Origin of the sequence: Microbispora sp. CL1-1 (genome assembly GCF_012034195.1) — a bacterium.
GTDB lineage: Bacteria > Actinomycetota > Actinomycetes > Streptosporangiales > Streptosporangiaceae > Microbispora.
The window spans coordinates 126,983-146,115 of sequence record NZ_JAATEK010000002.1 but is presented as its reverse complement, the minus strand read 5'-3'; the positions used below and the strand labels follow the sequence as shown (position 1 = coordinate 146,115).

The 19,133-nt window shown below is 72.7% G+C and carries 16 protein-coding genes; 9 read left to right on the top strand and 7 right to left on the bottom strand.

Features of this window, described 5'->3' with window-relative positions; all coding sequences use genetic code 11:
• Positions 1-29: 29 nt before the first annotated feature.
• Both HCK04_RS03105 and HCK04_RS03100 read right to left on the bottom strand, forming a co-directional pair.
• Positions 30-701 (bottom strand): response regulator, encoded by a 672-nt coding sequence (locus tag HCK04_RS03105; protein ID WP_142645352.1) that lies wholly within the window; start codon positions 699-701, stop codon positions 30-32.
• Complete coding sequence (locus HCK04_RS03100) at positions 698-2,476, bottom strand: sensor histidine kinase (protein WP_142645546.1); 1,779 nt, start codon at positions 2,474-2,476, stop codon at positions 698-700. The genes HCK04_RS03105 and HCK04_RS03100 overlap by 4 nt, the downstream gene beginning before the upstream one ends.
• Positions 2,477-2,690: 214 nt before the next feature.
• Here HCK04_RS03100 and HCK04_RS03095 point away from each other — a divergent pair, with 214 nt between their 5' ends.
• Positions 2,691-4,046, top strand: coding sequence for a cation:dicarboxylase symporter family transporter (locus HCK04_RS03095; RefSeq protein ID WP_142645351.1), 1,356 nt, complete (start codon positions 2,691-2,693; stop codon positions 4,044-4,046).
• Positions 4,047-4,102: 56 nt separating this feature from the next.
• Here the strand turns inward: HCK04_RS03095 and HCK04_RS03090 are convergent, their stop codons facing one another.
• Positions 4,103-4,468, bottom strand: coding sequence for a nuclear transport factor 2 family protein (locus tag HCK04_RS03090; RefSeq protein WP_142645350.1), 366 nt, complete (start codon positions 4,466-4,468; stop codon positions 4,103-4,105).
• Between the two features lie 107 nt (positions 4,469-4,575).
• On the opposite strand from HCK04_RS03090, the gene HCK04_RS03085 reads away from it, so the two are divergent.
• A complete protein-coding gene (locus HCK04_RS03085) occupies positions 4,576-5,460 on the top strand; it encodes a LysR substrate-binding domain-containing protein (RefSeq protein ID WP_142645349.1) in 885 nt (294 codons plus the stop codon).
• Positions 5,461-5,516: 56 nt separating this feature from the next.
• Entirely contained in the window at positions 5,517-5,960 is a 444-nt protein-coding gene (locus tag HCK04_RS03080; RefSeq protein WP_142645348.1) for a GNAT family N-acetyltransferase, read from the top strand.
• On the opposite strand, the gene HCK04_RS03075 is transcribed toward HCK04_RS03080, so the two are convergent.
• The 3 genes from HCK04_RS03075 to HCK04_RS03065 are packed head-to-tail and all read right to left on the bottom strand — an operon-like array spanning position 5,944 to position 9,969.
• Positions 5,944-8,094, bottom strand: a complete 2,151-nt coding sequence (locus HCK04_RS03075; protein WP_142645347.1) for a hypothetical protein — start codon at positions 8,092-8,094, stop codon at positions 5,944-5,946. The genes HCK04_RS03080 and HCK04_RS03075 overlap by 17 nt on opposite strands.
• Positions 8,095-8,131: 37 nt before the next feature.
• Positions 8,132-9,070, bottom strand: coding sequence for a sugar kinase (locus HCK04_RS03070; RefSeq protein ID WP_142645346.1), 939 nt, complete (start codon positions 9,068-9,070; stop codon positions 8,132-8,134).
• Positions 9,067-9,969, bottom strand: coding sequence for a pseudouridine-5'-phosphate glycosidase (locus HCK04_RS03065; protein ID WP_142645345.1), 903 nt, complete (start codon positions 9,967-9,969; stop codon positions 9,067-9,069). Before HCK04_RS03065 ends, HCK04_RS03070 begins: the two co-directional genes overlap by 4 nt.
• A 382-nt stretch (positions 9,970-10,351) precedes the next feature.
• On the opposite strand from HCK04_RS03065, the gene HCK04_RS03060 reads away from it, so the two are divergent.
• Genes HCK04_RS03060 through HCK04_RS03050 form a run of 3 tightly spaced genes read left to right on the top strand, consistent with a single transcriptional unit; the run spans position 10,352 to position 14,060 of the window.
• Positions 10,352-11,890 carry an NAD(P)/FAD-dependent oxidoreductase gene (locus tag HCK04_RS03060; protein WP_142645344.1) on the top strand — a complete coding sequence of 513 codons (1,539 nt, stop codon included), beginning with the start codon at positions 10,352-10,354 and terminating at the stop codon, positions 11,888-11,890.
• Positions 11,891-11,910: 20 nt separating this feature from the next.
• A complete protein-coding gene (locus HCK04_RS03055; RefSeq protein ID WP_168065602.1) occupies positions 11,911-12,630 on the top strand; it encodes a response regulator transcription factor in 720 nt (239 codons plus the stop codon).
• Positions 12,627-14,060, top strand: coding sequence for a HAMP domain-containing sensor histidine kinase (locus HCK04_RS03050; protein WP_142645343.1), 1,434 nt, complete (start codon positions 12,627-12,629; stop codon positions 14,058-14,060). Before HCK04_RS03055 ends, HCK04_RS03050 begins: the two co-directional genes overlap by 4 nt.
• 26 nt (positions 14,061-14,086) lie before the next feature.
• Here HCK04_RS03050 and HCK04_RS03045 read toward each other — a convergent pair whose 3' ends face one another.
• Positions 14,087-14,446, bottom strand: coding sequence for a helix-turn-helix transcriptional regulator (locus tag HCK04_RS03045; protein ID WP_142645342.1), 360 nt, complete (start codon positions 14,444-14,446; stop codon positions 14,087-14,089).
• 499 nt (positions 14,447-14,945) lie between these two features.
• On the opposite strand from HCK04_RS03045, the gene HCK04_RS03040 reads away from it, so the two are divergent.
• The 3 genes from HCK04_RS03040 (at position 14,946) to HCK04_RS03030 (ending at position 19,070) form a co-directional block, all read left to right on the top strand.
• Positions 14,946-16,418: a hypothetical protein gene (locus HCK04_RS03040; protein WP_185948909.1), complete on the top strand. Its 1,473-nt coding sequence runs from the start codon at positions 14,946-14,948 to the stop codon at positions 16,416-16,418.
• 133 nt (positions 16,419-16,551) lie between these two features.
• Entirely contained in the window at positions 16,552-18,303 is a 1,752-nt protein-coding gene (locus HCK04_RS03035) for a copper resistance protein CopC (protein ID WP_168065600.1), read from the top strand.
• A 14-nt stretch (positions 18,304-18,317) separates the two neighbouring features.
• A complete protein-coding gene (locus HCK04_RS03030; RefSeq protein WP_142645340.1) occupies positions 18,318-19,070 on the top strand; it encodes a hypothetical protein in 753 nt (250 codons plus the stop codon).
• Positions 19,071-19,133: the final 63 nt, after the last annotated feature.

Genomic DNA, 19,133 nt, shown 5'->3' with positions numbered 1-19,133 from the left:
GGCGCGTGGTCGTCGGGGCGGATGGTTGATCAGGCGAGGGTGTAGCAGAGTTCCGGGCGGCCGGGGCCGCCGTATCGGGGGACCCGGCGCGCGACGCCGGTGTCGACGAGGTGTTCCAGGTAACGTCGGGCCGTCACCCGGGACACGCCCACGACCGTGCCGACGGCCTGGGCAGACATGCCGTCGGCGGCGTCCCGCAGCGCGCCCGCGACCGCCTCCAGGGTGTCGGCCGTCATCCCCTTCGGCAGGTGGGGGCGGGCGGTCCCGCGCAGGGTGGACAGCGCCCGGTCCACCTCGCCCTGGCCGCTGACCTCGCCCGGCCCGCTGATCGACGACCGGAACGCCGCGTATCGTTCGAGCTTCTCCTGCAGCAGGGCGAAGGTGAAGGGCTTCAGCAGATATTGCACGACCCCGGCGGAGACGGCCGACCTGACCACCGACAAGTCCCGCGCCGAGGTCACGGCGATGACGTCGGAGGGCAGGCCTGCGGCCCGCATGGCCCGGCAGACGTCCAGCCCGTGCATATCCGGCAGGTAGAGGTCGAGCAGCACGAGGTCAACCGGCTCGCGGCGCAGCGCGCGTACGGCCTCGCCGCCCGACCTGGCCACGCCCGCGACGCGGAAGCCGGGCACCCGCTCGACGTACAGGCGGTTGGCCTCGGCGGTCAGCTCCTCGTCCTCCACGATCAGCACCGAGATCACGGCCGGACCTCCGCGCGCCCCGGGCCGCCGCCGGGAACGTCCGCCGCCGCCCGTCCCAGCCCGTCCGCCCGGCGCGGCACGTCCGGCACGTCCGGCACGTCCGGCACGTCCAGCACGTCCGGCCCGTCCGGCCCATCAGACTGACGCGGCAGCGGGAGCCGTACGGTGAACACCGCCCCCTGACCGCCGATGCCCTCGCCGGCGCAGACCTCGATGTCGCCGCCGAGGCGCCGGGCCGCCTGCCCCGCCATCGCGAGGCCGAGCCCCCGGCCGTCCCCCTTCGTGGACCAGCCGCGCCGGAACACGTCACGTACGACGCCGGGGTCGATCCCGGGGCCGCTGTCGGCGACCCTGATCAGGAACGTGCCGTCCTCGGCGCGCAGGTGGACACGGACCCGGGCGGGCGGCGTTCCCTGAACAGCGCCCTGAACAGCGCCCTGAACAGTGCCTTGAACAGCGCCCTGTACGGCGGCGTCGATCGCGTTGTCGATCAGGTTGCCGACGATGGTGACGAGGTCGCGGGCGTCGAGGGCGACGTCGTCGAGCTCGCTGTCCGGGCTGATCACGAGATCGACTCCGCGCTCCGCGGCGGCCGCGCTCTTGCCGAGCAGCAGCGCCGCGAGGACGGGCTCGCGGATCGAGCCCACCACGCGGTCGGTGAGCCGCTGGGCCGCCCGCAGCTCCGCGGTGGCGAACTCCACCGCCTCGTCGGTGCGGCCCAGCTCCACGAGCGCGACGACCGTGTGCAGCCGGTTGGCCGCCTCGTGCGCGGCCGAGCGGAGCGACTCGGCGAAGCCGCGTTCGGCGTCGAGCTGCCCGGCGAGGGCCTGCAGCTCGGTGTGGTCGCGGAGCGTGACCACCGTGCCGAGCGAACGCGCGCCTGACCGCACCACGGCGGCGCTCGCCACCAGCACGCGTTCGCCGGTCAGGTGGATCTCGTCCGACCGGCTCTCCCCGGAGCCGAGCATCTCGGCCAGCGAGGGCGACAGGCCCAGGTCGCCGACGTGCCGTCCCTCCGCGTCCTCGGGCAGGCCGAGCAGGTCGCGGGCGCCGTCGTTGGCGAGGGTCAGCCGGCCGTCCCGGTCGACGAGCAGCAGCCCTTCGCGCACCGCGTGCAGGATCGCGTTGTGGTACTCGTACATGCGGCTCAGCTCCGCCGGGCCCAGCCCGTGCGTCTGACGGCGCAGGCGGGCGCCCACCAGGTAGGCGCCGGCGATGCCCGCCGCCAGGCCGAGCAGGCCGGTGAGGACGGCCGAGCCGAGCTGCCCGCGCATCTCGGCGCTGATCTTCGCCACCGTGATGCCGGCGCTGACCAGTGCCACGACCCGGCCGGTGGCGTCCCGCACGGGGGTGACGGCCCGTACGGACGGCCCCAGCGTGCCGGTGTAGGTCTCGGTGAACGTGCGCCCGGCCAGCGCCGGCGCCGTGGTGCCGAGGAAGTGCCCGCCGATCTGCCGGGGATTGGGGTGCGTGTATCTGCGGCCCTCGGTGTTCATGATCGTGATGAAGTCGAGCCCGGCCTCCGTGCGCACCCGTTCCGCGTACGGCTGGAGCACGGCCGAGGGATCGGGGTCGTCCAGCGCGTCGAGCACGGTGGGCGCGTCGGCCAGGCTGATCGCCACCGCCTTGCTCGTCCTCGCGGCCTCGTCGTCGAGAAGCTGACGGGTACGGAGGAAACCGAGGAAGGTGGCGCCTGCCACGGTGATCGCGACGACGAGGATCTGCAGCACGAGCACCTGCCGGGCCAGACTCCAGCGTCCGAGCCTGGCGGTCATCGTCGTCACGGCCTCAGCGTCCTCGCTCCCGGTGCGGTCCTGCACGGTCCTGCGCGGTCTGCGCGGATTCACCGCCGCGGCGCGCGCCGGTGAAAACCGCCGTGAACGAAATGTACGCAATAGTGACCCAGGTCACTACCGGGCGCATAGTCACCGACCAGATCGCGTTGTCGCCCGCGTCTGTCGTGGGCCGTATGAGGACGAGGAGGGTCGCGTGACGACCACACCGAACCCGGCACCCCGTGACCGGACCCACTATCTCTACCTGGCGGTGATCGTCGCGGTCCTCCTCGGGATCGCCCTGGGCCTGGTGGCGCCGGACGCCGGGGTGGCGCTGAAACCGCTGGGCACGGCCTTCGTGGCACTGATCAAGATGATGATCAGCCCGATCATCTTCTGCACGATCGTGCTCGGCGTCGGCTCTGTGGCCCAGGCCGCGAAGGTCGGCAAGGTGGGCGGGCTGGCCATCGGCTACTTCCTCGTGATGTCCACGGTGGCGCTGGCCATCGGCCTGCTCGTGGGCAACGTCCTGCACCCCGGCGAGGGGCTCCAGCTGACCGACGAGCTGCGCAAGGCCGCAGAGGAGCAGGCGGCCAAGGGCGGCGAGAGCGACACCACGTCGTTCCTGCTCGGCATCATCCCGGCGACGTTCGTCTCGGCGTTCACCGAGGGCCAGGTGCTCCAGACCCTGCTGGTCGCGCTGCTGACCGGCTTCGCGCTGCAGGCGATGGGGGAGCGGGCGGCGCCCATCCTGCGGGGGCTCGGCCACGTGCAGCGGCTCGTCTTCCGCGTGCTGGCGATGATCATGTGGGCGGCTCCGGTCGGCGCGTTCGGCGCGATGGCCGCGGTGGTCGGCGCGGGCGGTTTCGACGCGCTGCGCAGCCTGGCGCTGCTGATGGGCGGCTTCTATCTGACGTGCCTGCTCTTCGTGGGAGTCGTGCTCGGCACGGTGCTGTGGCTCGGCGCGCGGATCAACCTGCTGTCGCTGCTGCGCTACCTCGGCCGGGAGTTCCTGCTCATCCTGTCCACGTCCTCCTCCGAGTCGGCGCTGCCGCGCCTGATCGCCAAGATGGAGCATCTGGGGGTGAGCCGCGCTGTCGCCGGCATCACGGTGCCGACCGGCTACTCCTTCAACCTCGACGGTACCGCCATCTACCTGACCATGGCGACGCTGTTCGTGGCGCGGGCGACCGGCTTCCCGCTCTCCGCCGGGGAGCAGATCGGGCTGCTGGTCTTCATGATCATCGCGTCCAAGGGGGCGGCGGGGGTCACCGGCGCCGGCCTCGCCACGCTGGCGGGAGGCCTGCAGGCGCACCGGCCGGCTCTCGTGGACGGCGTCGGCCTGATCGTGGGCATCGACCGGTTCATGTCGGAGGCCCGGGCGCTGACCAACTTCGCGGGCAACGCGGTCGCGACCGTCCTGATCGGCTCATGGGTGGGCGACTTCGACCGCTCCCGGGCCGAGGAGGTGCTGGCCGGCCGGGTGCCCTTCGACGAGGCGACGTTCGTGGACGAGGGCCACGCCCCGGCTCCCGGGGCCGAACCCGCCGCCACACCGGTCCACTCCTGATCGCTCCGGCACGCCCCGGAGAGCGGCGCTCCCCGGGCGTGCCGGCAGCACGTCGCTCAGCGGGACGGCGGCTGGAACTCCGGCTGGTCGAGCACTCGCAGCCAGCTTCCGTCGGGCTGGCGCCGTACGACCTGGGCGCGGGCGCCGGCGCCGTCCCTGGGCGGGGTCGAGGTGAGCGCGATGTCGCCGCTGACCAGCGTCGGAAGGGGCTCCTCGGGCTCGAAGCGGGGGCGGTTCGCCAGCACCTTCTCCCACAGGGCGCGGATCGCCTCCCGGCCGGCCGTCACGCTGCCCGGCGGGTAGGCCAGCACGGCGTTCTCCTCGTAGAGCGCCGCCACGCCCGCGGCGTCACCGGCGTTGGACCGCTCGACGAACAGGCGGGTGATGTCCTCCGGCCGCATGGCCTTCTCGTAATCCGGCATCGGTTCCTCCCCGAATCTCGACGGCGAATCTCGTACGGCCTCCACCCTGCCGGGCCGCCTTCCAGAAGTCCAACAGATGGTTCTGCTGGCAACTAGAATCAAAAGTTATGGAGCTGCGCCAGCTGGAGTATTTCGTCGCGGTCGCCGAGGAGCGCAACTTCACCCGCGCCGCCGAGCGGGTGCACATCAGCCAGCCGGGCGTCAGCGCCCAGATCAGGCAGCTCGAACGCGAGCTCGGCGCCGAGCTGTTCGACCGGTCCGCGCGGACCGTCACCCTGACCGTCGCGGGCAAGGCCGCGCTCGACCACGCCCGCGCCGCGCTCGCCGCGGCCGGGGCGCTGGGCCAGGCGGTGGGCGAGGTGACCGGACTCATCCGGGGCAGGCTCACCGTCGGGATGGTCGTCGGCTGCACCGTCACGCCGCTGTTCGACGCACTCGCCGCCTTCCACCGGGCCCGTCCCGGGGTCGAGATCGCCCTGCTGGAGGACAACTCCGACCGGCTCGTCGAAGGGGTGCGCTCCGGGGCTCTCGACCTGGCCCTCGCCGGGCTCGCCGCCGCCCCGGACGGCCTGGAGACGCTGACGATCGTCAGCGAGCGGCTCGTCGCCGCCGTCCCTCCGGATCACCCCCTCGCGGGACGGGGCGGCGTCACCCTGAGCGACCTCGCCGCGCACCCGATCGTCTGCATGCCGTACGGCACCGGCCTGCGCACCGTCTTCGACCGCGCCTGCGCGGCCCGGGGCCTCCAGCCGGTGATCGCGCTGCAGGCCGGGGCGGCCGACGCGATCGCCGGCCTCGCGGCCCGCGGGCTCGGCGTCGCCGTCCTCAGCGAGTCGATGGCCGCGGCCTACCGGGACCGGCTCACCGCGCTCACCATCGAAGACGTCGAGACGCCCGCCCTGCTCGCGCTGCTGTGGCGCGGCGGCCAGGGCCCGGCCGTACGCGAGTTCGTACGGCACGCCCGGCGCTCCTTCGCCGTGCCTCCGGCGTGAGAATCGCCGGACTCCGGATTGGACGTATGTGCCCGGGCACTCCTAGAGTCCCTTTCATGACGTCTGGTGATCTCCAGTTCCGGAGGGCCGAGAAGAGCGACGCGGACGAGATCTTCGCGCTCGCCCGCGAGTTCGCGGTGACGTTCCGGCCCGAGCGGGCGCCGTTCGACGCCGCGCTGCCGCAACTCCTGGAGAACGAGGACGCCTTCCTGCTCGTCGCCACCGTTGACGGCACCGTACGCGGCTACCTGCTGGGCTTCACCCACCTCACGCTGTTCGCCAACGGCAGGGTCGCGTGGGTGGAGGAGGCGATGATCGAGAGCGGTTACCGCCGTCTCGGCATCGGGCGGCGGCTCCTTGAGGAGTTCGAGACGTGGGCGCGCTCACGGCAGGCCGGATACGTCGCACTGGCGACCCGGAGGGCCGCCGAGTTCTACGGCGCGCTCGGCTACGAGGTGTCGGCCACCTACTACCGCAAGATGCTCAGACCGAAGACGTGAGCTGGGCGTCCAGGCGATAGCCGTCCACGGTCACGTAGACCGAGTCGCCGGGCCGTGCGTTCAGCCGCATCAGCACCGGCTGGAGCGAGTCGAACACCGGCTGCCGGTCGCGCCACACCAGCACGACGGCGTTGTCCCCCGGGCCGGTGACCGACAGCAGCGTCCCCGGGCGCATGCCGAGCTGGGCGGCGTACCCCTCCGGGACCGCGACCGGCTCGCCCCGCAGGTGGCCGCTGGTGACGTCGATCCGCTGCCAGCGGCGCGGGTCGGAGGCCGGGCTGGAGGTCGGGCGGGGGTTCGGCACCAGGTGGGGCCGCGGCACGCCCCCGTTCAGATTGCCGCCCAGGTGGTTCCCGTTCTGGTGTCCGTTCAGGTTGCCGTTGAGATTGCCGTTCGTGAGCGCGTTGAGCGCGGCGAGCGCGGTGGCGGCGTCGGGCCCGTTGTTGGCCTGCGAGGGGATCGGGACCCCGCCGCGGCCGTGATGGTGCCCGTTCGCGCCCGGCGTACGGCGGGGCAGCGGCGCGGGCCGCGCGGACTGGTCGGGGCCGTGCCGGGTGGGCAGGGGGCCGGGCTCGGCCGGCGAGCTCGCCTGCGGCATGGATTCGAGCCACGCCTTGGCCGAGTGGGCACGGATGCCGAGCTGGCCGAGCAGTTCCACGACGTCGGCGTCCGCCGGCTTGTTCGCCAGCAGCTGGCGGGTCTTCTCCCGCAGCCCCGCTAGGTCGCCGACCACGAGCCAGCCGTCCTGGAGGCGGCGGTCGGGCATCAGCGTCACCAGCACCCGCCACAGCGGCGTGCCGAGGGCCGGCACCTCGATGGGGTGGGACGGGTCGGCCGCGATGAGCTGCTCCTGGGTGGCCGCCGCGCCCAGCCATTCGGTGAGCCCGAACAGGTGGCCGGTGAGCGGCGCGGAGTCGGGGGAGCGCAGCCACAGCAGCACCCGCTCCTCGGCCGCGCGCTGGGCCTGGGAGAGCAGGTCGCGGTCAACGTTGAGGTTGTGCGCCAGCGTGCGCAGGCTCACCGGCTCGGCGGCGAACAGCCGCTCGGCCGCGACGGCCCTGGCGAGCGGGTCCCAGCCGCGGAACAGGCCCTCGATGACCGCGACCATCGGGTGCGCGCTGAGGTCGGCGGGCCGCGCCGCCTCCGGAGCAGGCTGGGCGGCCGGCTGAGCGGCGGGCTGGGCGGGTGGCTGCGCAGGGGCCGCAGGGACCTGCGGGAGCGAGGCTCCGGGCTGCCGGGCGAAGGGCTGGGTGGCGGGCCTGACCGGTCCTGCCGCCGGCGCCGCCCCCGGTACGGTGGGTGGCGGCGGCGTGCCCTGCCCCGGCCGGGCGGGCGCCTGCCCCGGCTGCGGGGGCGTCTGGGCGGGTGCCTGAGCCGGTGCCTGCGCGGCGGCGACCTGGGGGAACGCCTGAGAGGAGGTCCCGGGCACGGCCTGCGGGAAGGGCACGGAGGCGGGGCCGGCGGGCGCCTGCGTCTGGCCCTGACCCGGTGCCTGTGCGGGTGCCGGTGCCTGTGTGGGGGCCTGTGCCTGTGCGGGTGCCGGTGCCTGGACCTGTGCCTGTGCCTGTGCCTGCGGCTGAGGCGGTGCCGGAGTCTGGACCTGTGCCTGTGCCTGTGCCTGTGCCTGTGCCTGTGCTTGGGCGGCCTGGGCCTGGGGTGCGGCCTCGGCCCCGGCGAGGGCCTCCGCGGACCGCCCGGACGCCAGCTCGCTCTCCAGGTGCCCGAACACCTCCCGGAACACCGTGGTCAGGAGAACCTCGGGCGAGGCCGGGGCGGCCGGGGCCTGGAGGTCGCACGGCGTCAGGCGGCGCAGCCGATACCAGCCGCCGAGGTGGTTGACCACCGTGCGTACGGGGTCGGGCCAGCCGGGCATGGCCGGGTCCACGGTGTGCACCTGGAGCGCCGGAAGCAGGTCGGTGAGGGGCAGGTGGTCCCAGCGCCCGACCGCCAGGCGGGCGAGCCGCTCGCAGAGCCAGTCGACGCCGGTCGCCCGCATCGCGCGGCCGATTCCGACGGAGGCCCACCAGCCGCCGGGCAGGCGCGGGTCGGCCAGCAGCTCGGCCACCTGCTGAGGACGGCTCCAGCGCAGGGCCGGGACCAGGTCGCTCAGGCAGATCGTTGACTCGGCGTCCATCGGTATGACCGCACCCTCCCGAGAGTGACGCATGTTGCTAATGGTGCAGCTTACGCCGCAAACCAGCAATTGGTGTCAATAGGGTAAAGTTCCCAGGATCCGGCCGGGCACCGATCTGCGCGACCGCCGCGGCACCCGTCTCACACCCCTTACGCAGGGCTTCCTCGGGCGTGTCCCCGGCCATGAAGGCGACCAGGAACCCCGCGGCGAACGCGTCTCCCGCGCCCGTCGAGTCGACGACCTCCGCCGTGGGCGCGGCCGCTCTGGCGACTATACGGCCATCGCGGGCCAGCAGGGCACCACCGGCCCCCAGCTTCACCACAGCCGTCCCGTAGTGGGCGCTGAGCGTGCCGGCGGCCGTCTCGGGATCCGCGGCGTCCGCGAGCAGCAGGGCCTCCTCCAGGTTGGGGATCACGATGCTCGCCGGGGCGCTCTCGCGGAGGAACCGCTCGGGCCCGAAGGCGCGCAGCGGCCCGCTGGAGGCCGGATCGACGCTGATGGTGATCCCGCGCCCGGCTGCCTCGCGCATGGCGAGCCGTACGAGCTCCAGGCCCGGCTCGGCGAACATCGTGTACGCCGACACGTGCAGGTGCCCGACCCCGTCGAGGAGGTCCGGGGTCCAGTCGCCGACCCCGATGTGGCCGCTCGCCCCGCGGTTGGTGAGCATGGACCGCTCGCCGGTGGAGTCGACCATCGCGATCACGACGGCCGAGGGCCGTTCCGGGTCGATCCGCAGGTGCGGCCGGACCCCGGCCTTGGTGAGCTGGGCCGCGTGCCACTCGCCGGTGTCGTACCCGGCCCGCGCGAGCAGGCGGGTGTCCGCGCCGAGCCGGGCGGCCCAGGAGGCGGTGTTCGCCCCCGAGCCGCCCGGGTGCAGCGCGATGTCGGCGGGCGTGTCGGTGCCGGTGGCCGCGGGGCCGTCGTGCAGCGCGACGACGTCGGTGACCACGTCGCCGATCACCAGCAGACCGCTCACCCGGCCGCCCAGGCGGCCGCGATCTCCCCGGCCAGGCGGGTGTTGCCGCGTACGGCCGCGAGGTTGGCCTCCAGCGAGGCGCCACCCGTGCCCTCGACCAGGTATTCCAGCAGGAACGGCGTGATGGCCTGCCCGGTGACCCCGCGCTCCTCGGCGGCGCGCAGGCCGTCCGCGAGCACCCGGTCGTGCAGTTCGGGGTCGAGCTGGAGATCGACCGGCACCGGGTTCGCCACGATCAGCGCCGTGTCGAGCCCGCCGAGCGCGTCCTGGGCCCGCATGACGCCGGCGGCCTCCTGCGGCGTCTCGATGCGCCAGTCCACCGGCTCGCCGGAGGTGTGCAGGTAGAAACCGGGGAACTCGTCCGTGCGGTAGCCCACGACGGTGACCTGCTTGGTCTCCAGCCGCTGGAGCGTCGCGGGCACGTCGAGGATCGACTTCACCCCGGCGCACACGACGGTGATCCTCGTGCGGCTGAGCGTGTCGATGTCGGCAGACTCGTCCTGCACCGTGGTCCAGCCGCGGTGGACGCCGCCGAGGCCCCCGGTGGCGAACACCCGCACGCCCGCGCGGGCGGCCAGGAACGAGGTGCCCGAGACGGTCGTGGCGCCGCTGAGCCCGAGCGCGGCGGCCGGGGCGAGGTCGCGGAAGCCGAGCTTGCGCAGGCCCGGCTCGGTCGCGATCCGCTCCAGCCCCTCCTTGTCCAGGCCCACCCGGGGGACGCCGTCCAGCACCGCCACCGTCGCCGGCACGGCCCCCGCCTGCCGGACGATGTCCTCCAGTTCGAGTGCGACCTGGAGGTTGCGGGGCTGGGGAAGCCCGTGGGAGATGATGGTGGACTCCAGGGCGACCACCGGACGGCCGGCGGCCAGCGCCTCGGCGACCTCATCGGAAACGCGCATGTCTCTCCTGTGTTTCCCGCTCACCATCGGGGCGCTCACTTCCGCCTGGCCGTGCCGAAGGCGCGCCGTCGGCGCCTCCCTCGTCGCGCTCGGGTCGCTTCGCTCCCGCGCGCTGCTCGGTCCAGATCGGCGGCGCGCCCCTCCGGATCGCTCGGTGTGTTTCCCGCTTGGGGTTCTCTCGTTGGCGGAAGATTGTCCGCTTCGGCATATTCTGCCCGGGTATCGAGGGGGAACTTGCGATAAGTTGCGGGCGTCCGCCCGGCCTCACCCGTCGCCGGCCCCCCGTCGGCCCTCCGAGACCCTTTCACGCCCGCCGTCACGACCCGCATCCGGCCCCGCCCACTGAGACACCGAGCCACGTACGACCCGGGAGAACGCCTTCATGCCACGCTCGCACTACGACGTCGTCATCGCCGGCGCCGGGCACAACGGCCTCGTCGCCGCGGCCTACCTCGCCCGCGCCGGACGCAGCGTGCTGGTCCTGGAACGCCTCGGCCACGTGGGCGGTCTCGCCGTGTCGGCCCGAGCGTTCCCCGGCGTGGACGCGCGGCTGTCGCGTTACTCCTACCTGGTCAGCCTGCTGCCCACGAAGATCGTGAAGGACCTCGGGCTCCGTCTCGACCTGCGCCGCCGCCGCTTCGCCTCCTACACGCCGGCGGGCGACACCGGTCTGCTCGTGGACAACGAGGACGCCGCGCGCACCGCCGCCTCCTTCGAGGCGGTGACCGGAGGACGGCACGACCTGGCCGCCTGGGAGCGGTTCTACGGGATGACCGCCCACGTGGCCCAGCGGGTCGCGCCGACGCTGCTCGAACCGCTGCGCGGCCGTACGGCACTTCGGGAGGTCGTGGGGGACGACGAGGCGTGGCGCGACCTGTTCGAACGGCCCGTCGGCGAGGTGGTGGACGAGCGGTTCGCCGACGACACCGTGCGCGGGGTCGTCCTCACCGACTCCCTGATCGGCACCTTCGCCGACCCGGCCACCGACCTGCTGGCCAACCGGTGCTTCCTCTACCACGTCATCGGCGACGGCACGGGCGACTGGAACGTCCCGGTCGGCGGCATGGGCGCGGTGACCGCCGAGCTCGCCGAGGTCGCGCGGCGGCACGGCGCCGAGATCCGCACCGGCGCCGAGGTGCTGGCCATCGACCCGGACACGGGAGAGGTCACGTTCGACGACGGCGCGCAGCACGCGGTGACCGCCGGGAAGGTGCTGGCCAACCTGCCGCCCGCCGTGCTCGCCCGCCTGCTCGGGGAGACGCCCGAGCGGCCCGAGGGCGCCCAGCTCAAAATCAACATGGTGCTGTCGCGGCTGCCCCGGCTGCGCGACCCCGCCGTGGACCCCGCCGAGGCGTTCAGCGGCACCTTCCACATCAACGAGACCCGCGACCAGCTCGCCGCGGCGTACGCGCAGGCCGCCGCGGGGAAGGTGCCGGACCTGCCGCCCGCCGAGGTCTACTGCCACTCGCTCACCGACCCCTCGATCCTCGGCCCGGAGCTGCGCGAGGCGGGGGCGCACACGATGACGCTGTTCGGCCTGCACATGCCGGCGCGCCTGTTCGCCGATCCGGCGGCGAAGAAGGAGGCGCTGGCCCGCACGCTCGCCTCGATCGACTCCGTGCTCGCCGAGCCCATCGAGGACTGCCTGCTGCGCGCGCCCTCGGGCGAGCCCTGCCTGGAGGTCAAGACGCCGCTCGACCTGGAGCGCGACGCGGGCCTGCCCGGAGGCCACATCTTCCACCGCGACCTGTCCTGGCCGTACGCCGAGGAGGGCGGCCACGGGGACCGGCCCGCTCAGTGGGGCGTCGAGACGGCGCACGAGCGGGTGCTGCTGTGCGGCGCGGGCGCCCGGCGCGGCGGCGGCGTCAGCGGCATCCCCGGCCACAACGCCGCGATGGCCGTTCTAACGGAACCTTCATGACGCTCGGGTAGCTTGTGCCGGTGCGTGAGGAATCGGCGAAACTGCTGGTAGTGGATGACGAGCCCGCACTCAGGGAGGCGCTGCGCAGCAGCCTGGAGTTCGAGGGCTACGCGGTCGAGACCGCCGCCGACGGGCTCACCGCGCTCGACCTCCTCGACCGCGCCGGGCAGGACGGGAGGACGTACGACGCGGTGCTCCTCGACGTCATGATGCCCCGGCTCGACGGGCTGACGGCCTGCCGGCGGTTGCGCGCCGCGGGCAACCTGCTGCCGGTGCTCATGCTGACCGCCCGCGACGCCGTCGGCGACCGCGTCTCCGGCCTGGACGCCGGGGCGGACGACTACCTCGTCAAGCCGTTCGAGCTCGACGAGCTGCTCGCCCGCGTGCGGGCGCTGCTGCGGCGCGGCGGGCAGTACGTGCGGAACGAGAGCGGCGGCGACGTCCTCGCCTTCGGCGACCTGCGCATGGACACCGTGAGCTGGGAGGTCACCCGGGCCGGCCGCAGGCTCGACCTCACCCGCACCGAGCACCTGCTGCTCGAACTGTTCCTCTCCCACCCACGCCAGGTGCTCACCCGCGAGCAGATCCTGCGGGAGGTGTGGGGCTTCGACTTCGAGCCGTCGTCGAACTCGCTGGACGTGTACGTGATGTACCTGCGGCGCAAGACCGAGGCGGGCGGGCTGCCCCGCGTGATCCACACGGTGCGCGGCGTGGGCTACGTGCTCCGGCCGTCGCCGTGAGACGGCGATCCCTGCGGTCCCGGCTCACGCTGCTGATCGCGGCCGGGGTCGCCCTGGCCGTCGCGGTGGCGGCGGCCGTGTGCTGGCTGCTCGTCCGCAGTGAGATGCGCGGCCAGATCGTCGGTTCGATCACGCACCTGCGGCCGCCGGCGCAGCAGGTCGCGTTCGCGCTGCGGGACTGCGCCGGTCAGGGGCGCAAGGAGGCCCGCCCCCGGCCCGACTGGGACCCCTCGGGGCGTAGCTGGCAGGTCGTGCTGCCGGACGGCTCGGTGTGCGTCGCGTCCGGGTCGGCCCAGGTGACGCCGACGGCACAGGAACGGACGATGGCCGCCTCCGGCGGCACGCCCGTGCTGCGCGACGCGGTCGCCACCGACGGCACCTCCGTGCTCGTCTACACCTTCAGATATGAGCCGCGTCCCGGTGTCCCTCCGGGCGACGTCGCCCAGCTCGCGGAGCCGCCCCTGCGGCCGGGCCCGGTCACGGTGAGCGTGTTCCGCTCCACCGCCGAGATGGACCAGACGCTCCGCATCCTCGCCCTCGTCTTCGGCTCGGTCAGCGTGCTCGGCGTGCTCGGCGCCGCCGTGGCCGGGCTCTGGCTGGCCCGTACGGCACTGCGCCCGGTGGAGCGGCTGACCCGCGCGGTCGAGCACGTCGCCAGGACCGAGGACCTCAGCGTGACGATCCCGGTGGAGGGGGAGGACGAGATCGCCCGCCTCAGCCGGTCGTTCAACACGATGACCGCCGCCCTGTCCAGCTCCCAGGAGCGCCAGCGGCGGCTTGTCGCCGACGCGGGACACGAGCTGCGCACCCCGCTGACGAGCCTGCGTACCAACATCGACCTGCTGCTGCGCAGCGAGAACACCGGCCGCGCCATCGAGCCCTCGGCCAAGCGGCGCCTGCTGGCGAACGTCAAGGAGCAGTTCGAGGAGATGTCGAGCCTCATCGGCGATCTGCTGGAGCTGTCGCGCAAGCCGGAGAGCGGCGAGGGGTCGTCCGACATCGCCCTGCACGAGGTGGTGGCCTCGGCGGTCGAGCGGGCCAGGCGGCGCGGTCCAGGGCTGCGCTTCGACGTCGACCTGGAGCCGTGGCAGGTGCACGGGGACGCCAGGGGCCTGCAGCGGGCCGCGGTGAACGTGCTCGACAACGCCGTGAAGTTCAGCCCGCCCGGGGGCCTGGTGACCGTGCGGCTCAATGGCGGCGTGCTGACCGTGCGCGACGAGGGCCCCGGCATCCCCGACGACGAGCTGCCGCACGTGTTCGAGCGGTTCTGGCGCTCGCCGTCGGCGCGCAGCCTGCCCGGCTCCGGTCTCGGCCTGTCGATCGTGGCCCAGGCCGTACGGGACGCCGGGGGCCGGGTCGCGATCGAGAACGCCCCCGGTGGCGGCACCCTCGCCACCGTCGAGCTCCCCGGCAACCCGCCGGCCGCCTGACGCCGGCACGTACAGCACGCCCCGGCTCATGCCTGCACTCCCGCGCGAGCGGCGTACGCGACCTGGCGGCGCAACCGGACGAGGTCTCCCGGTCCGGCATCGAGGGCGTAACGCTCCATCGCGTTCCGGATGTGCTCGACCTGGGCGTCGTCGATGCACACGGTTCCGCTCCGGGCGGGCTCCTCGCCGATCAGGGTTTGCAGATCGACGTTCAGCGCCTCGCAGAGCGAGTCCGGGGCGGAAAGCCGGTCGGCGCTTCGAACCCCGGCCTCCACCTTGCGCAACCAACTGGTCGAACGGCCAATCCGGTCGGCAAGGATCTGCTGAGTCAGGCCGCGCCGACGCCGCCAGTACGCCACCCGCCGGCCCAGCTCCCGATCGTTCATTCCATCGCCTCAATCCGTCCGCGCCCGGATTCCTTGACGCCTCATGAGCACCCCGTGCCGGAGTCGGTGAATCGAAAATCGCTCCGGGAATAGTCGTGGGGCGTTTGCAAGGGGACAACGGGACTACCCGCGACGCGGGCTGTACAGGAACGGGAACGACCCTCAAACGCACGCTTGATCTGCTCGACACGTAGCGAGCGTCTGCACGAGCCGGGCCGAGCTGACCGCGCCTCTCCGGACCCGAGCGCAGCCGATAGGTCGTCATTGGGCCGCCGCAGCATCGGGGCCGGTTGGTGTGGGCGCGTGAATGCGGGGCTTGACGTGCTCGGCGTGATGTGGTTGGCCTGAAACCAGGGTTTTCTCCGAGTCCCTAAAGATACCCTTCTGAGATCTTTGACTACTGACATCCACTCTCGTGGTGATTAGAGTCAGTTTGATCACGATCTTCGGCGATGCGGCTTACATCCGCTTCGCTGCCCCTCAAGGAGGGTTTGTGAGAGTGAAACCTCTCGTAGCGGCCGCAGCCGCGCTGTTGACCGCGGCAGCGCTGCAGATCCCCGCAGCAGGCTCGGCGTTCGCCGACACACCGTCCGACCAGCGTCCATCCGACAACTCCGCCCATGGTGGGCCGGTCCTGGACGACGTGCACAACGTTCCGACGACCGCCGTCAAGAGCAACGTGACGTTCCTCGACAACGTCAAGGGCGTGAGCGGCTACTCAGGGCTGAACTTCATCAGCTACGACAAGTACGGCTACGACTTCATGTTCGCCAACGGCACCGGCGGCCTGGCCGTCTGGTCGCTGAAGGACCCCGAGCACCCGGCGCTGGTCTCCACCATCACGGCCGCCCAGCTGCGCCAGCCGGGGGACACCCAGGACAGGTTCTGGGAAGGCGAGAACATGACCGTCGACCCGAAGCGCAAGCTGGTCTTCCTCAGCAGGGACCCGCGCGGCTTCGGCGGCACCGTCTCGACCGGCCAGTCCGGCGTCTACATCGTGGACGTGAAGAACCCCTGGCAGCCGAAGGTCGTCGTCTTCCAGCCGGTCGCGGCCGGGCACACGGCCACCTGCATCAACGACTGCTCCTACCTGTGGTCGGTCGGACCGGCCAACACCGGCACGCCGGGCCAGGACCCGTCATGGAAGGGCGTGCCGGTCCGGGTGACCGACATCCGTGACCCCAAGCACCCGAAGACCCTGGATCTGGCGCTCGACCTCGGCCGGTTCGACGGCGTCACCGACTACGTGCACAGTGTCGACGTCGACAAGGACGGCGTCGCCTGGGTCTCCGGCGAGGGCGGCGTCCGCGGTTACTGGACCAAGGGCAACCACTACGACCCGGTGCGGAAGACCAAGCGGGTGGCGACGGCGTACGACCCGATCCCGTACGCGGGCGGTACGGCCATGCCGACCAATCCGCAGGGCACGGAGTTCTTCGACTACTTCGACCACAACGCCTACCACAACACCGAGAAGCTCGGCTCCTTCGACAAGGGCGAGCTGGTCTACGTGACCAACGAGAACATCACCACCTGTTCCCAGGCGGGCGAGTTCAAGATCGTGTCGCTGAAGGGCAGCTACGACGGCGAGGGCTGGAAGTCCACGCCGGACAAGCCGCTCCGGCTCAACCTGGTCAGCCACTGGTCGCCCTGGGGCAAGGAGGGCTCGGCCACCACCGGCAGCTGCTCCGCCCACTGGTTCACCGTCAACGGCAACATCGTGGCGATCGGATGGTACGGCCAGGGCACGCGGTTCCTCGACGTGTCCGACCCGGCCAACCCGACCCAGGTCGGCTACTTCCGGGTCCCGTCCGGCACGGACGTGACCGGCGGCTCGGCGTCGGCCGCGTACTGGCACAACGGCCTGGTCTACGTCGCCGACTACAACCGGGGCGTCGACGTGCTGCGGTTCGACGGCAAGCTGGCGGGCAAGCCGGACAAGAAGATCTGCTGGAACTCCTGCGACAAGTGACCGTCCGAGCCGGAGCCGGTCCGGGCGGGACTCCCCGCTCGGGCAGGCTCCGCCCTGACGGAGTGGAAGGGTGACGGTGCGACGCCGACATCTCACGCGGGAGACGACATACGCCGTGCCCGTCGCGCGACTCGTGGCAGCAGTGCTCCTGCTGGCCGGCGGCCTGGTCGTCGGCCTCCTCCCCGGTGTGGCCGCCCGCCCGGCGTACGCGCACGCCTACCTGCTGGAGAGCTCGCCGGTCGACGGACAGGTGCTGGCCTCGCCCCCGGCCGAGGTGCGGCTCCGCTTCGACGAGGCGGTGAGCCTGAGCGGCCGGTCCATCCAGTTGCTCGACCCCACCGGCAAGGAGCTGGCCATCGGCGCGGCGGGGTTCGCCGACGGAAAGGCCGACACGGCGCGGGCGAGCCTGCCCCGGGACCTGGCCGAGGGAACCTACGTCGTGTCGTGGCGGGTGACGTCCGTGGACTCGCACGTTGTGTCGGGAGCGTTCAGCTTCAGCGTCGGCCACCCGAGCGCGATGGCCGCCGACGTGGAGCAGGACGCCGACCGCGTGGTCCCCGTCGTCGCCGCGATCGGCCGTGGCGTGGCCTACCTCGGTGTGGCCCTCGTCCTCGGCGGCGGGATGTTCGTGGCCGCGCTCTGGCCCGCGGGACGTGGTGACCGGCGCGGCCGGCGCGTCGTCTGGTCGGGGTTCGCCGCGCTGGCCGCAGGCACCGCCGTGGTGCTGCTCGTCCAAGGGCCGTACGCCGACGGCAGGCCGCTGACCGGGGTGTTCGACCCCGGCCTGCTGGGCGCGACGCTGTCCACCCGGCTGGGGTACGCGCTGCTGGCCCGGCTGGTGCTCGTGGCCGTCCTCGGTGTGGTCTTCCTGATCGCGATCCGCCCCTCGGCCGCCGCCGACGCGGAGACGGACGCTCCCGAGCCGGGCGGCGTCGGCCGCAGGATCGCGCTGCCCGTGGTCGCCGTCGGCGCCGTCGCCATGACGCTGACCTGGACGCTCGCGGACCACGCGCAGAGCGGCACGCAGACCTGGCTGGCCGTCCCGGCGACCAGCCTGCACCTGCTCGCCATGTCGCTGTGGCTGGGCGGCCTGGTGACGCTCGCGCTCTGCGTGCTCGCCCCGGCCGGCAAGCGGGACCCCGGGCTGCTCTCCCTGGAGCCCGCGCTCCCGAGGTTCTCCCGGCTCGCGCTGCTGTGCTTCGCGGTGATCGCGGTCACCGGGCTGTACCTGTCGTGGCGTCAGGTGGGAACGTGGGGCGCGCTCGGCGCGACCGGCTTCGGGCGGCTGCTGCTCGTCAAGCTCGCCATCGTGCTCGGGGTGCTGGCGCTCGCCTCCGGATCGCGGCGGTTCGTACAGCGGCGCGACCGCGCCCGCCGTACGCCGCAGGACCCTGCTGCTGCGGTGCGCAGGCTGCGCCGCTCGGTCGCCGGTGAGGTCGTGCTCGGGATCGTCGTCGTGTCCGTCACCGCCGTTCTGGTCGACACTGCCCCGGCCCGCACCAGCTACGCGCCGCCGGTGGACACCACGGTCCCGTTCCCCGCCGCGGTGAACGCGTCCGGCCCGTACGGCGGCCCGTACGGCGGGCTGCGCGGCGGCTCGATCCAGGTGAAGATCGAACCGGCGAGACCGGGCGGCAACACCGCGGACATCTACCTGACCGGACGCGACGGCAGGCTGGTCGCGGTGCCAGAGATCTCCGGCGCGCTCGAATCGCGGGACCGCGGCGTGCCCGCGCTGCCCGTCACGTTGACGGCGGCCGAACCCGGGCACTACGTGGCGGGCTCGATGTCCATCCCCTACCCCGGGGAGTGGGCGTTGCGGCTGGACATCCGCGTTTCCGACTTCGACGAGACACGCGTGCGTGTCCCGTTCACCGCACATTGAAAGGCTGCCGACACATGCGAGGCGCTGACCGTACGGCCCCCGCGTCGCGGGTGGCCCTGGCCGCCGCCGGTGCGATCGCCGCCGGCGTCCTGGCGGGGTGTTCCGGCGGGACACCGGAGCCGGTGACCAAGCCGCCCTACACCGTCGAGACCATCCGTTCCGGCTTCGTCGGCGCCGCCGACCTGGGAAAGGGCGCGGTCGCGTTCGAGGACGAGGACCACGCGTCGCACACCATCTACACGCCGCCGAACAGCATCCCCACCTGCCCGTACGTCCAGCGTGCCGACGACGTGAAGGGTCCGGTGGAAGCGGCCATCGAGCCGGTGGGCGGGAACCCGACCGGGCGGTTCATCGTCGCTCCGCCGAAGGTGGGGCCGCAGACGCTCCCGGTCGTCACGCAGGGCGCGGTGGTCTTCGAGAGCTCCACGCTCGCCGGCAACGCGATGAACGCCGTGACGGCCGAGTCGGCAAAGTGCCCGGCGACGTTCACCATCCTCGGCGGGCCGCCGTCCATCGTGGGCGACTACAGGACCAGCAGCCGGCCTGTGGAGGTGAACGGGTGGCGAGGGTTCGCCCAGCACCTCGTGCACACCCCGCCGGCGGACCTGGGCTCGGACACCTACGACGATCTGGTCACCGTCGTGGTGCACAAGGCGAACGCGGTCCTCTACGTCGGCTACACCCAGATCAAGAAGGTGGGCGACCGGTCCGACACCGAGGAGAAGGTCAAGGACCTGATGACGACGACGCTGGCCCGCCTCGGCTAGCGGATCACCGATGAACGCGACGGTGGGAGTCCCGCCGATGGGAGGAACGTTGAGCGGCAGAGC

Bases quoted from the DNA above. Each gene is read 5' to 3' on its own strand.
- HCK04_RS03100 (WP_142645546.1), bottom strand. From the start codon at position 2,476: ATGACCGCCAGGCTCGGACGCTGGAGTCTGGCCCGGCAGGTGCTCGTG.
- HCK04_RS03090 (WP_142645350.1), bottom strand. From the start codon at position 4,468: ATGCCGGATTACGAGAAGGCCATGCGGCCGGAGGACATCACCCGCCTG.
- HCK04_RS03085 (WP_142645349.1), top strand. From the start codon at position 4,576: ATGGAGCTGCGCCAGCTGGAGTATTTCGTCGCGGTCGCCGAGGAGCGC.
- HCK04_RS03080 (WP_142645348.1), top strand. From the start codon at position 5,517: ATGACGTCTGGTGATCTCCAGTTCCGGAGGGCCGAGAAGAGCGACGCG.
- HCK04_RS03075 (WP_142645347.1), bottom strand. From the start codon at position 8,094: ATGGACGCCGAGTCAACGATCTGCCTGAGCGACCTGGTCCCGGCCCTG.
- HCK04_RS03065 (WP_142645345.1), bottom strand. From the start codon at position 9,969: ATGCGCGTTTCCGATGAGGTCGCCGAGGCGCTGGCCGCCGGCCGTCCG.
- HCK04_RS03060 (WP_142645344.1), top strand. From the start codon at position 10,352: ATGCCACGCTCGCACTACGACGTCGTCATCGCCGGCGCCGGGCACAAC.
- HCK04_RS03045 (WP_142645342.1), bottom strand. From the start codon at position 14,446: ATGAACGATCGGGAGCTGGGCCGGCGGGTGGCGTACTGGCGGCGTCGG.
- HCK04_RS03030 (WP_142645340.1), top strand. From the start codon at position 18,318: ATGCGAGGCGCTGACCGTACGGCCCCCGCGTCGCGGGTGGCCCTGGCC.